The following is a 12930-nucleotide window of genomic DNA, read 5'->3' as shown; positions in this document are numbered from 1 at the left end:
ATCCGGGTCTCAGCCGCCGAGCAGCAGCGGCATGACCGTCACCAGCCCGCCGGGGGCCACCTCGGTGACGTCCTCGTCCACGACGATCAGGCAGTTGGCGCGGGCCATGCGCGCCAGCTGGGCCTCGGTGCCGTCGCCGACCGGCTCGACGACGTACCCGCCGTCGGGGTGCCGCATCACCGTGCCGTGCAGGTACTGGCGGTAGCCCAGCGGGGAGACCAGCTGCTGGGCCGAGATCGCCTGCACGGTGCGGCGGAACAGCTGGCGCTTGCCGAGCATGAGGCGGATCGCCGGGCGGACGAACACCTCGAAGGAGACCAGCGCCGACACCGGGTCGCCGGGGACGCAGATCACCGGCACCGAGTCGCGGCCGAGCCGGCCGAAGCCCTGCACCGGCCCGGGGTGCATCGCGACCGAGCTGAACGTCGTCGGCCCGAGCTCGGCGAGCACCTGGGGCACCGTGTCGAAACCGTCACCGGAGAAGGTGCCCGAGACCAGCACCAGGTCGCTGCGCAGCAGCGCGCTCTCCAGCCGCTCCGTCAGCCGGTCGCGGTCGGTGGGCAGGATGCCGCCGCGGTAGGCCTCGGCGCCGGCGTCGCGCGCGGCCGCGGCCAGGGCGTAGGAGTTGACGTCGACCGCCTGCCCGGGGGCGGGGTCCGCGCCGACGTCGACCAGCTCGGGGCCGGCGGACAGCACCGAGATCCGCGGGCGCGGGCGCACCAGCACGCGGTCGCGGCCGACCGCCGCGAGCAGGCTGATCTGCGCCGGCCCGATCGGCGTGCCGACCTGGACCGCCGAGTCGCCGAGGGCGACGTCGTCGCCGACCCGGCGCACGTAGCTGCCCGCGGGCGGCGCGGCGTGGACGGCGACCCGGACCTCGCCCTGGTCGGTCCACACCGCCGGGACGACGACGTCGGCGCCGGCGGGCAGCATGGCGCCGGCGCCGACCAGCTGCGCCAGCCCCGGCCCGATGGACGACGGCGTGGCGGTGCCGGCGGTGCTCACCCCCACCACGGCCAGCTGCACGGGCGCCTCGAGGGTGGCGGTGGCGACGTCCTCGGCCCGGACGGCGTAGCCGTCGAGGGCGGCCTGGTCGAAGGCGGGCAGCGCCCGCTTGGAGACGACGTCCTCGGCGCAGAGCAGGCCCTGCGCGTCGAGCACGGCGAGCTCGATCGGGTCGACCTGCGGCGCCGCGGCGAGGATCTCGTCGAGGTGGTGCTCCACCGTGCGCACCTGCGGCGCGGCAGCCGCGGGCGGGGGGGACGGGATGCGGTCGAGCTCGATCTGGGTGGTGTCCCGGGCCTGCTCGGGCGTCCGCGTCAGCGGCTCGCGCAGCGCGATGCCGTGCCGCAGGTCCATCTGCGACGTCTCCCGCTGCGTCCCGGGACCCCCGCTCGTGCTGTCGTCCGTTCTGCCCACGGGACCGATGGTGCCTCCTGCCGCCCGCGCTCAGGCCGGCGACGCGCCATCGGCGGGCAGCTCGGCGACGAACTCGGCGAGCCACGCCCGCAGCGGCGGGCCCAGGTCGTCGCGCTCGGCGGCCAGCCGGACGACCGCCTTGAGGTAGTCGAGCTTGTCGCCGGTGTCGTACCGCCGGCCGCTGAAGACGACGCCGTGCACGGGCTCGCCGCGCTCGACCAGCGTGGCCAGGGCGTCGGTGAGCTGGATCTCGCCGCCGCGGCCGGGCGCCGTGCCGCGCAGCACCTCGAAGACCTCCGGGGCGAGCACGTACCGGCCGATGATCGCCAGGCTGCTCGGCGCCTCGTCCACCGGTGGCTTCTCGACCAGGCCGGTGATCCGCACCACCTCGTCGCCGTCGGAGGCGTGCCCGCTGGGCTCGACGGCGACCGCGCCGTACTTGTCGATGTTCTCGCGCCCCACGTCGAGCAGCGCGACGACCGATCCGCCGTGCTCGGCGCGGACGGCCAGCATCTGCTCGAGCAGGTGGTCGCGCGCGTCGATCAGGTCGTCGCCGAGCAGGACGGCGAACGGCTCGTCGCCGACGAAGGCGGCGGCCTGCAGGACCGCGTGCCCGAGGCCGCGGGCCTCGCCCTGGCGGACGAAGTGCACCTGCGCCACGGTGGTCGACTCGTGGACGGCGGACAGCCGCGCCTCGTCGCCCTTCTTCTCCAGCGCGGTCTCCAGCTCGGGGACCCGGTCGAAGAAGTCCTCGATGGCCGACTTGCCCCGGCCGGTCACCATCAGCAGCTCGCCGAGGCCGGCCCGGGCGGCCTCCTCGACGATGTACTGCAGCGCCGGGCGGTCGACGACCGGGAGCAGCTCCTTGGGCACGGCCTTGGTGGCGGGCAGGAAGCGGGTGCCCAGCCCCGCGACGGGGATGACCGCCTTGCGGGTCGGCCGGGAACTCGGGGTCGGCATGCAGGGGAGCCTAACTAGGCTTCGGCGGTGACTTCCCCTCACGACCCCGCGACCGACCCGGAGGGGGCAGGCGCGGTCAAGGCGGCGCTGCGCGAGCGCTTCCTGTCCCGCCGTCGCACCCGCCCGGCGCCGGAGCGGGCGGCCGCCGCGGCCGCGGTGACCTCGGCACTGCTGCGCAGGCTGGCCGGCACCCGCACCCTGGCCGCCTTCGTCCCCGAGGACACCGAGCCCGGCGCCGGCCGGCTGCCCGCCGCCTACACCCAGCTGGGGGCGCGGGTGCTGCTGCCGGTCGTCCCCCCCGAGGGCGCGGAGCTGGTGTGGGCGGTGGACACCGGCCGGCTGGCGCCCGGCCGCTACGGGCTGCCCGAGCCGCTGGGCCCGCGGCTGGGCGCCACCGCGATCGGCGCCGCCGACGTCGTCGTCGTCCCCGCGCTGGCCGTCGACCGGCGGGGGGTGCGGCTGGGCCGTGGCGGCGGCTACTACGACCGGGCGCTGGTGCACGCCCGGCCCGACGCCGTCCTCGTCGCCGTCGTCTTCGACGACGAGCTGGTCGACGAGCTGCCCGCGGAGGAGCACGACCGGCTGGTGTCCGCCGTGGTCACGCCGTCCGGCGGGTGGCAGGAGCTCACCCAGCGGCCCGGCTGACTCGCTGGGAAGGTGGTCTGGACCTCACCCCGGCGGCGTGGGAGGGCCCGTGTCCCCCGAGATCGTGACCATCATCGGGCTCGTGGTGATCTTCGCGATCGCCACGTTCCTGCCGATCAACATGGGTGCGCTGGCCTTCGTGGCGGCCTTCCTCGTGGGCACCCTGTCGGTCGGTCTCACCACCGACGACATCCTCGGCGGGTTCCCGGCCGAGCTGGTGGTCACCCTCATCGGCGTCACCTACCTGTTCGCGATCGCGCAGAACAACGGGACCGTGGACCTGCTGGTGCGCGGGGCGGTGCGGCTGGTGGGCGGCCACGTCGCCGCGATCCCGTGGATCATGTTCTTCGTCACCGCGCTGCTCACCGCGATCGGCGCCCTCTCCCCCGCCGCGGTGGCGATCATCGCGCCGATCGCGCTCACCTTCGCCGCCCGGCACGGGATCAACCCGCTGCTCATGGGCATGATGGTGATCCACGGCGCGCAGGGCGGCGGGTTCTCGCCGATCAGCGTCTACGGCGTCACGGTCAACGAGATCGTCGACAGCGAGGGGTTGCCCGACAGCTCGATCGCCGTCTTCCTCGGCAGCCTGTTCTTCAACCTCGCGATCGCCGTCGTCCTGTTCCTCGTGTTCGGCGGCCGCCAGCTGCTGGGCCGCAAGGTGGCCGTCGCGGACCCGGCCGCGGAGGTGGAGCACGCCGGGGCCACGACGGTGCGGGGGCACGGCGCCGAACCGGGGCCGGCGGTCGGCGGGCGGTCCACCGGGGGCGGGGACGACGCCGAGGGCCGTGCCGAGGGCCGTGCCGAAGGCGACGACGGGGTCGTCCGCCCGCAGCCGGTGACGCTCGACCAGGTGCTCACCCTCGTCGGCCTCGCCGCGGTCGCCGTCCTCGCGCTGGCGTTCGACCTCGACATCGGCTTCGTCTCGATCACCGTCGCCACGGTCCTGGCGATGTTCGCCGCTGCCCGGCACAAGAACGCGGTCAGCCAGATCAGCTGGTCCACCGTGCTGCTCATCGCCGGCGTGCTCAGCTACGTGTTCGTGCTGCAGGAGGCCGGCACGATCGACTACGTCGGCGAGGCGGTGATCGGCCTCGGCGCACCCCTGCTCGTGGCGCTGCTGCTCTGCTACATCGGAGGGGTGGTGTCGGCCTTCGCGTCGTCGACCGCGATCATCGGGGTCGCCATCGCGCTCGCGGTGCCGTTCCTCCAGGAGGGGAGCATCGGCGCCGTGGGGGTGGTGGTCGCCCTGTCCGTGGCCTCGACCATCGTCGACGTGAGCCCGTTCTCCACGAACGGCGCGCTGGTCCTGGCCAACGCTCAGGACGTCGACCGTGACCGCTTCTACAAGCAGATCCTGGCCTACGCGGGGGTCGTCGTCGCCGTCGGGCCGCTGCTGGCCTGGCTGGTCTTCGCCGCCGTCCCCAGCTGGTTCTGAACCGATCGGAGTTGCTCGTGTCCGGACCGCTCGACGGCGTCCTCGTCGTCGACCTCACCCGTGCCCTGGCCGGGCCGCACGCCGCGATGATGCTCGGCGACCTCGGGGCCCGGGTGATCAAGGTGGAGAGCCCCGGGGCCGGCGACGACACCCGGGGCTGGGGGCCGCCGTTCGTGCAGCCCGACCAGGGTGACCGCGAGTCGACCTACTTCCTGTCGGCCAACCGGAACAAGGAGTCGATCACCCTCGACCTCAAGGACGCCGCCGACAAGGCGGTGCTCACCGAGCTGCTGCGCCGCGCCGACGTGCTGCTGGAGAACTTCCGCCCCGGCACGCTGGCCCGTCTCGGCTTCGGCACCGACGTGCTCGCGGAGCTCAACCCGCGGCTGGTGACCCTGGCGATCAGCGGCTTCGGGCACGACGGGCCGGAGGGCGGCCGCGCCGGGTACGACCAGATCGCCCAGGGCGAGGGCGGGCTGATGTCGGTGACCGGGCCCGGGCCCGACGACCCGCAGCGGGTGGGCGTGCCCATCGGCGACCTGCTCGCCGGCATGTACGGCGCCTACGGCGTGCTCGCCGCGCTGCTCGAGCGCGAGCGCACCGGCCGCGGCCAGGTGGTGCGCACCTCGCTGCTGGCGGCGATCGTCGGCGTGCACGCCTTCCACGGGACGGCGTGGACGGTCGCGGGCCAGGTCGGCCGCGCGCAGGGCAACCACCACCCGTCGATCGCGCCCTACGGGCTGTTCCACTGCCAGGACGGCAGCGTGCAGGTGGCCTGCGCCAACGAGTCGCTGTGGCGGCGGCTGTGCGCCGAGTTCGGCTTCGACCCCGAGGCGCCCGGCATGGCGACCAACGGCGAGCGGGTGGTCAACCGCCCGCGGGTGATCGAGCTGCTCGAGGGCGCGTTCGCGACCGTCCCCGCCGACGAGCTGCTGGAGCGGCTGAACAAGGTGGGCATCCCCGCCGGCAAGGTGCGCACGATCGACGACGTGTACGCCTGGGACCAGACGCTCTCGCAGGGCCTGCTGATCGACGTCGAGCACGAGACCCTCGGGGCGCTGAAGATCCCCGGGCCGCCCCTGCGGTTCTTCGCGCCCGGCCCGGACGGCGAGACCGAGACCACGCGCCGCGACCACCTGCCCCCGCCGGTGCTGGGGTCGTCGAACGAGGCGGTCCGCGCCTGGGTGGCCGGGGCGGCCGACGGCGTGCCGCAGCCGGAGGGCGACGACGTCGAGGACGGGCACCCCACGTGAGCGGGCGCCCGGCGCGGCTGGACGCCCGGACGCTGCGCGACCTGGTGCTCGACCCGGGCTCGTGGAAGTCGTGGGACTCCCCCGTCCAGCGGCGCGACGTGGACCCGGACTACGCCGCCGAGCTGGCCGCCGCCGAGGAGCGGACCCGGCAGGACGAGGCGGTGGTGACCGGCGAGGGGACGCTGCGCGGGCGGCGGGTGGCGGTGATCGCCGGGGAGTTCGGGTTCTTGGCCGGCTCGATCGGGGTGGACGCCGCCGAGCGGCTGATCGCCGGGGTGGAGCGGGCCACCGAGGAGGGGCTGCCGCTGCTGGCCGCGCCGGTGTCGGGCGGCACCCGCATGCAGGAGGGCACTGTGGCGTTCCTGCAGATGATCGGCATCACCGCCGCGATCGCCCGGCACAAGCGGGCCGGGCTGCCGTACCTGGTGTACCTGCGCGATCCCACGTTCGGCGGGGTGCTGGCCTCGTGGGGGTCGCTGGGGCACGTGACGATCGGCGAGCCGGGCGCGGCGATCGGCTTCCTCGGCCCGCGGGTGTACGCCGCGCTCTACGGCGAGCCGTTCCCGGCCGGGGTGCAGACCGCCGAGCACATGGCCGAGCGCGGGCTGCTCGACGCGGTGGTGCCGCACGAGGAGATCGCCGACGTCGCCGACCGGGCGCTGCGGGTGCTCGCCGCCCGGCAGACCTGGCACGTCGACGTCCGCGGGGCCGAGCGCCCGCGGCCGGAGGACGGCACCGACGCCGACGACCCCGAGGACCACCGCAGCGCCTGGGACGTGGTCACCGCCTCGCGGCGGCCGGACCGCCCCGGGGTGCGGCGGCTGCTGCGCACCGCGGCCACCGACGTGGTCGGGCTGTCGGGCACCGGCGCCGGGGAGAAGGACCCCGGCCTGCTGCTCGCGCTGGCCCGCTTCGGCGGCGCGCCGTGCGTGGTGCTCGGCCAGGACCGGCGCGGCCAGTCGCTGTCGGCCCCGCTGGGTCCGGCGGCGCTGCGCGAGGCGCGCCGCGGCATGCACCTGGCCGAGGAGCTGCGGCTGCCGCTGGTCACGCTGATCGACACCCCGGGCGCGGCGCTGTCCCGGGAGGCCGAGGAGGGCGGGCTGGCCGGTGAGATCGCCCGCTGCCTGCAGGACCTGGTGATGCTCGGGGCGCCGACGATCGCGGTGCTGCTCGGGCAGGGCACCGGCGGCGGCGCGCTGGCCCTGGTGCCGGCCGACCGGGTGCTGGCCGCCGCCAACGGCTGGCTCGGGCCGCTGCCGCCGGAGGGCGCGTCGGCGATCGTGCACCGCGACGTCGACCACGCCGACGTGATGGCCGCCAGGCAGGGCGTGCGGGCCACCGACCTGTGGCGGGCCGGGATCGTCGACCGGGTGGTGCCCGAGCGGCCCGACGCCGCCGACGAGCCCGCCGAGTTCTGCGGCCGGCTCGGCCGGGTGCTCGGCGAGGAGCTCGCCGGGCTGCTGGGCCGCGACGACACCGAGCGCTTCCGCCGCCGGATGCACCGCTACCGCCACCTCGGCCGCTGAGGCGGGGACCGCCGGCGCCCCCGCGGTCTACGTCCCCAGGTCGTCGCCGTGCTCGACGCGGAGGCTGTGGTCGGGGTCGAGCCGCTCCAGGACGGTCTCCAGCACCTCGCGCAGGGCCTTCGTCTGCTCCGGGGTGAGGGGGTCGAACAGCGCCGTGCGGACGGCGTCGACGTGCCCCGGTGCGACGCTGCGGACGACGTCCCAGCCGGCGTCGGTGAGGACGGCGAGGTTCCCGCGGCCGTCCTCCGCGGACCGCTCGCGCCGGACCCAGCCGCGCTCCTCGAGCCGGGCGACGGTGTGCGACAGCCGGCTCTGCGACTGGTTGGCCCGGCGGGCGAGGTCGCTCATGCGGCGGCTGCGCCGCGGGGCCTCCGACAGCATGGCCAGCACGACGTAGGCGGCGTGGGAGAGCCCCGCGTCGCGCTGGAGCTGGCCGTCGAGCACTCGCGGCAGCAGCTCGGAGACGGTCAACCAGGCCCGCCACGTGCGCTGCTGCTCGTCGTCGAGCCACCGCTGCGTCACGGCGGGAACGGTACCGGGCGGCCGTGCGGGGAGCGCCCGCCCCGGCGCCGTCCCCGGTGCTCGCGCCGGTCTCCGGCGCTGCTCGCGCCGGCGCCGCGGCGGCCGGGGGTGACACTCCCCTCGCGGTGTGGACGCGACCCGCGGGAAGGGCGCATCATTAGCAGTCGACAGGGACGAGTGCCAATCCGGCTTCCCCGACGAGGAGCGCAACCGCCGTGCCCACGTACCAGTACGTCTGCACCAACCCCGACGGCAAGCACGACTTCGAGCTCGTGCAGTCGTTCACCGACGAGCCGGCGCGGGAGTGCCCGGTCTGCGGCAGCACGGTGCGCAAGGTCTACGGCTCGGTCGGCGTGGTGTTCAAGGGCTCCGGCTTCTACCGCACCGACAGCCGGGCCGGCAGCAACGGCTCCTCGTCGAGCAGCTCGTCGTCGGACGGCGGCTCCACCTCGTCCAAGGACTCGTCCTCGTCCAAGGCGAAGGACTCGTCGACGGCGTCCAGCTCCTCCTCGGGCGGCACGGCGAAGGCCGCCGCGAGCTGAGCCCGGCGCGGCCCGGCGCGGGACGGCGCCGGGCCGTCCACAACCGGGGGCGTCGTCCACAACCCGCGGTGCACCGCTGCCGCAGCGGCCCCCGCCGGACAGGCTGGCGTCGTGCCGCTCCTGCGCCGTCCCCGCTCCCCCGTCCTCGCCCTGCGCCGCCTCGCCGCGGCGCTGCTCGCGGCGACCGCGCTCGTCCTCGCCCTGCGCTCGCCCGAGCCCGCGGCGGTGGGCGGCCCGCACCTGGTGGCGGTCGCGGTCGCCGCGGCCGACCTGCCCGCCGGCGCCGTGCTCACCGGCGCCGACCTCACCACCGCGCGGCTCCCGGCCGAGGCCGTGCCGCGCGGCGCCGTGGCCGACCCGCACGACCTGGCCGGCCGGCGCCTCGCCGGCGGCGTGCGCTCCGGCGAACCGCTGACCGACGTGCGCCTGGTCGGGCCCGGGCTCACCGCCGGGCTGCCCGCCGGCCAGGTCGCGGCGCCGGTCCGGCTGGCCGATCTCGCCGTCGCCGGCCTGGTCCGCACCGGTGACCGCGTCGACGTCCTGGCCACCGCGCCCGACGCCGGCACGGCCGAGGTCGTGGCCGCGGGAGCGCTGGTGCTCGCGGCGACGGCCCCTCCCGGGGACGCCGCGACCGCGAGCGAGGACGCCGGCCTGCTGGTGCTGGCCGTGGACGCGGCGACCGCCGCCCGGCTGGCCGCGGTCGCGACGACGGCGACCCTCACCGTCAGCCTGCCGCCTCCGTGACCGGCCGCGGTGGCCGTGGCGCCGGCCGTGTGGCTGGATGGCCGGGTGCTCAGAGGCTTCAAGGACTTCCTGCTCCGCGGCAACGTCGTCGACCTGGCCGTGGCGGTCGTCATCGGCACCGCCTTCACCGCCGTCGTCACGGCGTTCACCGACTCGTTCCTGACCCCGCTCATCGCGCTGGTCAGCGGTGGCGGCCAGTTCGGCGGGACGTTCACCGTGGACGGGCAGACGTTCACCTACGGCGCGTTCGTCAGCCAGGTGATCACGTTCGTGCTCACCGCGGCGGTCGTCTACTTCGTGGTCGTCGTGCCGATGAAGCGGATCATCGAGCGGCGCCGGCGGGGGGACGAGCCCGGCCCGGTCGCCCCCAACGAGGTGGAGCTGCTCGTCGAGATCCGCGACCTGCTGCGCGCCCAGCAGCGCACCGACGGCCCCCTGCAGGGTCCCTCCGCGAACGTGTGAGCGGCGGGGGCAGGGGGTGCTCCGTCAGTCGCTGCCCCAGTGCGGTGGGCGGTCCTCGAGGTAGCGGCGGTCGTCGTCCTCCGGGTCGCGCGGCCGCTCGCCCCACCCGACGTCGCTGTCGTCGGGGGCCCGCTCGGGCCGGGCGGGCGCCGTCTGCGCGGCCGCCGGGAGCGGCAGGCCCAGCCCGTCGACCACCTGCGCGGCGGGCAGGCCGGCGAGCACCGCCCCCGGGAGCGCGAGCTTGCTGCCCCGCGTGCCGGAGCCCACGACGACGAGGTCGGCGGCGGCGACGGCGGCGTCGACCAGCACCGGCCAACCCGGCGGCAGGCCGACCGGTGTGATCCCGCCGTAGGCCATGCCGCTCTCGGCGACGGCGACGTCCTGCGGCGCGAACGAGGCCTTCCGCGCGTCCAGGTGCCGCCGCACCAGCCCGTTGACGTCGGCCCGCGTGGTGGCCAGCACGACGCAGGCCGCCAGCGTGGTCCGCCCCGCCCGCCGGGCGGCCACGACCACGCAGTTGGCCGACGCCTCCGGCGGCACGCCGTAGGCCTCGGTGAACGCGGCGGTGTCGGCCAGGTCGTCGGCGATCTCGGCGACCCACGCCGGCCCGGTGAGGGCGGGCAGCGCGGCGGCCACCGGCTCGGCGAGCAGGTCCTGCCGCGCGGCGGCCGGGTGCCAGGCCAGCGTGCCGAGGTGGGGCGCGGTCATCGGGCGGGGGCGGGTCGGCGGTCGCGGGACATGCTGCGATCGTGCGCCACCGCGCCGGCCGGTGGGCGGGCGGGTGGCGGGATCGCCGCGCGGCGCGTCCGGGATCCGGCTGTCGCGAACCCCCTGGTGGGCGTGAGGATGGGGCGCATGATCGGGCAGCTGCACTCCGTCGTCATCGACACACCGGACCCCTACGCGCTCGCCACGTTCTACGCCGAGCTGCTGGGGATGGAGATCAAGGGCTCGCCGGGCGACGACTGGGTCGTCGCCACCGGCGCCGGGCACCGCCTGGCCTTCCAGGAGGCGCCGGACCTGAAGCCCCCGGACTGGCCCGATCCCGAGCGGCCGCAGCAGTTCCACCTCGACGTCTACGTGCGCGACGTCGACGAGGCCGAGCCGAAGGTGCTCGCCCTCGGTGCCCGCAGGCTGCCGGGCGGCGGCGGCGACTTCCGCGTCTACGCCGACCCGGTCGGACACCCCTTCTGCCTGGTGTGGGACGCGTGAGCACCGACCTGCCCTCGGTCGACCTCTCGTCGGCCAGCCGCTTCGTCGCCGCCTCCGGGTTCGAGGTCACCGAGATCAGCGGCACGCGGGTGACCGGCTTCGTCGAGCTCGGCCCCGACCAGCACACGCCCTGGGGCGTGGTGCACGGCGGCGTCTACTGCACGGTCATCGAGTCGGCCGCCAGCATCGGCGCCAGCGCGGCGGTGCTCGACCGCGGCCAGTTCGCCGTGGGGGTGAACAACCAGACCGACTTCCTCCGGCCGATGAGCACCGGCCGGGTCGACGTCGTCGCCGAGCCGGTCCAGCAGGGCCGCACGCTGCAGCTCTGGCTGGTCACGCTCGCCCGCGCCGACGACGGCAAGCTGGTGGCCCGCGGCCAGGTCCGCCTTCAGAACGTGCCGCTGCCCACCGCGTGACGGCGGAACGGGTCGCCGGAGCGGTCCGGGTCGCCCGCGAGGTCGCCGTCCGGCACGGCGTGCGGGTCGACGACGTCCGGGTGCTGCACGACGGGGCGAACGTCGTCGTCCGGCTGCTGCCGGCGCCGGTGGTCGCCCGCGTGGCGACGCTGACCACCGCGCTGCGCCCCGACCCTGCCCGGCACTTCGGCCGCGAGGTCTCCCTCGCCGCCGCGCTGGCCCGGGCGGGGGCGGCGGTCGTGCCGCCGAGCGACCTGCTGCCCCCGGGCCCGCACGCCCACGCGGGCACGGTGGTGTCGTTCTGGACCGCCGTCAACGTCCGCCCCGGAGCCCCCACCGCGGAGCAGGCCGGCGTCGCGCTGGCCGAACTCCACGATCACCTGGCCGGCCTGCCGGCCGACGGCACACCGCTGGACACCCCGCAAGACGACGTGGCCGCGTTCACCGCGTGCGGCGGCGGGTGGGGCGTCCCCGCCCCGCTGCTCGCCCGGCTCGGCGAACGCCTGGCCGCGCTGCGGCCCGAGCTGGTCGGCGGCACCCGGCGGCTGCACGGCGACCCGCACCCCGGCAACCTGCTCGCCGCACCCACCGGCTGGGTCTGGGGCGACTTCGAGGACTCCTGCGCCGGGCCGCCGGAGTGGGACCTCGCCTGCCTGCGCAGCACCCGCCGCCTCGACGGGCGGGCCGCCCTCGACGCCATCGGCGCGCCCTCCGACGACGAGCTGCGGCCCTGGCTGGAGCTGCGCCGGCTGCACGCCGCGGTGTGGGGCGTCGTGATCGACGCCCGGCACCCGGCGTCCGCCGCGGACGCGCACGCCCGGCTGCGCGCGGTGCTGGAGGGCTGATCAGCCGGGCAGCTGCGCCGGGTCCAGGACGACGGAGAACAGCGCCCGCGGGTCCTGCAGGGTCGCGGGCGGGCGGGCGGCCCCGCGCGGGACGACGCGGTCCCAGCGGGCCGGCCGCCGGTGCGGCAGCAGCTCCCGCCCCTGGAACAGGTAGTCCCCCACCACCTCGCCCAGCAGCAGGCCGGCGCCGTGCTCGACGGGCACGGCGACCGGGTCCCCCGGCCGGACGTCGTCGAGGAACGCCGACAGCTGGCGCAGGTCCTTGGCCGGCCGCCGGCCCGAGAGCTCCTTGGACAGCGCGCGCAGCTCGGATGGACACAGGCCGGTGGCGTCCACGTCGATCCCCGACTGGGTGCCCAGACCGACGACGCCCGCGGTCAGGCAGGCGCCGACCTCGGCGTGCGAGCGGGGCCGGACCACCCACACCCGCACCCCGTCGGGCTCGGGCGCGGGCGGGACGTCGTCCGGCTCGGGCCAGACGTAGGGCAGGTCGTCGGGCTCGGGGCCGAAGAGCTCGGTGAACCGGGGCCGGTAGAACTCCGGCTCCTTGGCCAGCAGGTTCGAGCGGTGCGACAGGTGCAGCGCCTCGTCGCCCACCCACGAGGGCAGCAACCCCTCGGCGGCGAGCTCGGCCTGCGGACGGCCGGCGACGCCCGGGGCGAACTCGGTGATCAGCGTGCGGGTGCTGTCGGCGAAGCCGCGCTCGCGCCATGCCCGCACCATCGCCAGGCCGTAGGCGACCAGCGCCGGGGTGCGCCCGCGCCACATCTTCACGACCGGGTGGGTCGCCCAGCCGTAGTCGGGCAGCTCCAGCGCCCGCAGCACCTGCAGGGTCTCCACCCGCTGCTTGCCCAGCCGGGGCGAGTCGAGCAGCCGGGCGCTCTCCTCGAAGTCGGCCACCGGCAGGAAGGTCTGCATCGCGGTCCATCCTGACCGAGGGGAGCGC

General features: G+C 76.2%; 15 protein-coding genes. 10 read left to right on the top strand and 5 right to left on the bottom strand.

Annotated elements, in window-relative coordinates:
• Window positions 1–9: 9 nt before the first annotated feature.
• The gene (gene glp, locus ACI78S_RS01830; protein WP_456970488.1) at window positions 10–1419 is read right to left on the bottom strand and encodes a molybdotransferase-like divisome protein Glp; all 1410 of its coding nucleotides are present in this window, start codon (window positions 1417–1419) and stop codon (window positions 10–12) included.
• A gap of 30 nt (window positions 1420–1449) precedes the next feature.
• Window positions 1450–2379: a UTP--glucose-1-phosphate uridylyltransferase gene (locus ACI78S_RS01825; RefSeq protein ID WP_456970487.1), complete on the bottom strand. Its 930-nt coding sequence runs from the start codon at window positions 2377–2379 to the stop codon at window positions 1450–1452.
• 27 nt (window positions 2380–2406) lie between these two features.
• Here ACI78S_RS01825 and ACI78S_RS01820 point away from each other — a divergent pair, with 27 nt between their 5' ends.
• Genes ACI78S_RS01820 through ACI78S_RS01805 form a run of 4 tightly spaced genes read left to right on the top strand, consistent with a single transcriptional unit; the run spans window position 2407 to window position 7241 of the window.
• Window positions 2407–3024, top strand: coding sequence for a 5-formyltetrahydrofolate cyclo-ligase (locus ACI78S_RS01820; RefSeq protein ID WP_456970486.1), 618 nt, complete (start codon window positions 2407–2409; stop codon window positions 3022–3024).
• Between the two features lie 49 nt (window positions 3025–3073).
• Window positions 3074–4462 (top strand): SLC13 family permease, encoded by a 1389-nt coding sequence (locus ACI78S_RS01815; protein ID WP_456970485.1) that lies wholly within the window; start codon window positions 3074–3076, stop codon window positions 4460–4462.
• Between the two features lie 17 nt (window positions 4463–4479).
• Window positions 4480–5715 (top strand): CaiB/BaiF CoA transferase family protein, encoded by a 1236-nt coding sequence (locus ACI78S_RS01810; protein ID WP_456970484.1) that lies wholly within the window; start codon window positions 4480–4482, stop codon window positions 5713–5715.
• Complete coding sequence (locus tag ACI78S_RS01805; RefSeq protein ID WP_456970483.1) at window positions 5712–7241, top strand: carboxyl transferase domain-containing protein; 1530 nt, start codon at window positions 5712–5714, stop codon at window positions 7239–7241. Before ACI78S_RS01810 ends, ACI78S_RS01805 begins: the two co-directional genes overlap by 4 nt.
• Window positions 7242–7268: 27 nt before the next feature.
• On the opposite strand, the gene ACI78S_RS01800 is transcribed toward ACI78S_RS01805, so the two are convergent.
• A complete protein-coding gene (locus tag ACI78S_RS01800) occupies window positions 7269–7763 on the bottom strand; it encodes a MarR family winged helix-turn-helix transcriptional regulator (RefSeq protein ID WP_456970482.1) in 495 nt (164 codons plus the stop codon).
• Window positions 7764–7978: 215 nt separating this feature from the next.
• On the opposite strand from ACI78S_RS01800, the gene ACI78S_RS01795 reads away from it, so the two are divergent.
• From ACI78S_RS01795 to mscL, 3 genes are all read left to right on the top strand, one after another.
• Window positions 7979–8305 carry an FmdB family zinc ribbon protein gene (locus ACI78S_RS01795; protein ID WP_456970481.1) on the top strand — a complete coding sequence of 109 codons (327 nt, stop codon included), beginning with the start codon at window positions 7979–7981 and terminating at the stop codon, window positions 8303–8305.
• Window positions 8306–8416: 111 nt separating this feature from the next.
• On the top strand, window positions 8417–9049 hold the full coding sequence (cpaB, locus tag ACI78S_RS01790; RefSeq protein ID WP_456970480.1) for a Flp pilus assembly protein CpaB: 633 nt from the start codon (window positions 8417–8419) through the stop codon (window positions 9047–9049).
• A 45-nt stretch (window positions 9050–9094) separates the two neighbouring features.
• A complete protein-coding gene (gene mscL, locus ACI78S_RS01785; protein ID WP_456970479.1) occupies window positions 9095–9511 on the top strand; it encodes a large conductance mechanosensitive channel protein MscL in 417 nt (138 codons plus the stop codon).
• 24 nt (window positions 9512–9535) lie between these two features.
• Here mscL and ACI78S_RS01780 read toward each other — a convergent pair whose 3' ends face one another.
• Window positions 9536–10219 (bottom strand): YbaK/EbsC family protein, encoded by a 684-nt coding sequence (locus ACI78S_RS01780; protein WP_456970478.1) that lies wholly within the window; start codon window positions 10217–10219, stop codon window positions 9536–9538.
• A gap of 147 nt (window positions 10220–10366) precedes the next feature.
• Between ACI78S_RS01780 and ACI78S_RS01775 the strand changes: the two genes are divergently transcribed.
• The 3 genes from ACI78S_RS01775 to ACI78S_RS01765 are packed head-to-tail and all read left to right on the top strand — an operon-like array spanning window position 10367 to window position 11984.
• Window positions 10367–10723: a VOC family protein gene (locus ACI78S_RS01775; protein ID WP_456970477.1), complete on the top strand. Its 357-nt coding sequence runs from the start codon at window positions 10367–10369 to the stop codon at window positions 10721–10723.
• Window positions 10720–11139: a PaaI family thioesterase gene (locus ACI78S_RS01770; RefSeq protein ID WP_456970476.1), complete on the top strand. Its 420-nt coding sequence runs from the start codon at window positions 10720–10722 to the stop codon at window positions 11137–11139. The genes ACI78S_RS01775 and ACI78S_RS01770 overlap by 4 nt, the downstream gene beginning before the upstream one ends.
• Window positions 11136–11984, top strand: coding sequence for a phosphotransferase (locus ACI78S_RS01765; protein WP_456970475.1), 849 nt, complete (start codon window positions 11136–11138; stop codon window positions 11982–11984). Before ACI78S_RS01770 ends, ACI78S_RS01765 begins: the two co-directional genes overlap by 4 nt.
• Here ACI78S_RS01765 and ACI78S_RS01760 read toward each other — a convergent pair whose 3' ends face one another.
• Window positions 11985–12902, bottom strand: a complete 918-nt coding sequence (locus ACI78S_RS01760) for an MSMEG_6728 family protein (RefSeq protein ID WP_456970474.1) — start codon at window positions 12900–12902, stop codon at window positions 11985–11987. It lies immediately after the preceding gene.
• Between the last annotated feature and the right edge of the window lie 28 nt (window positions 12903–12930).

Source organism: Geodermatophilus sp. SYSU D00815 (assembly GCF_054050035.1).
This window is presented reverse-complemented; position numbering and strand designations above follow the sequence as displayed.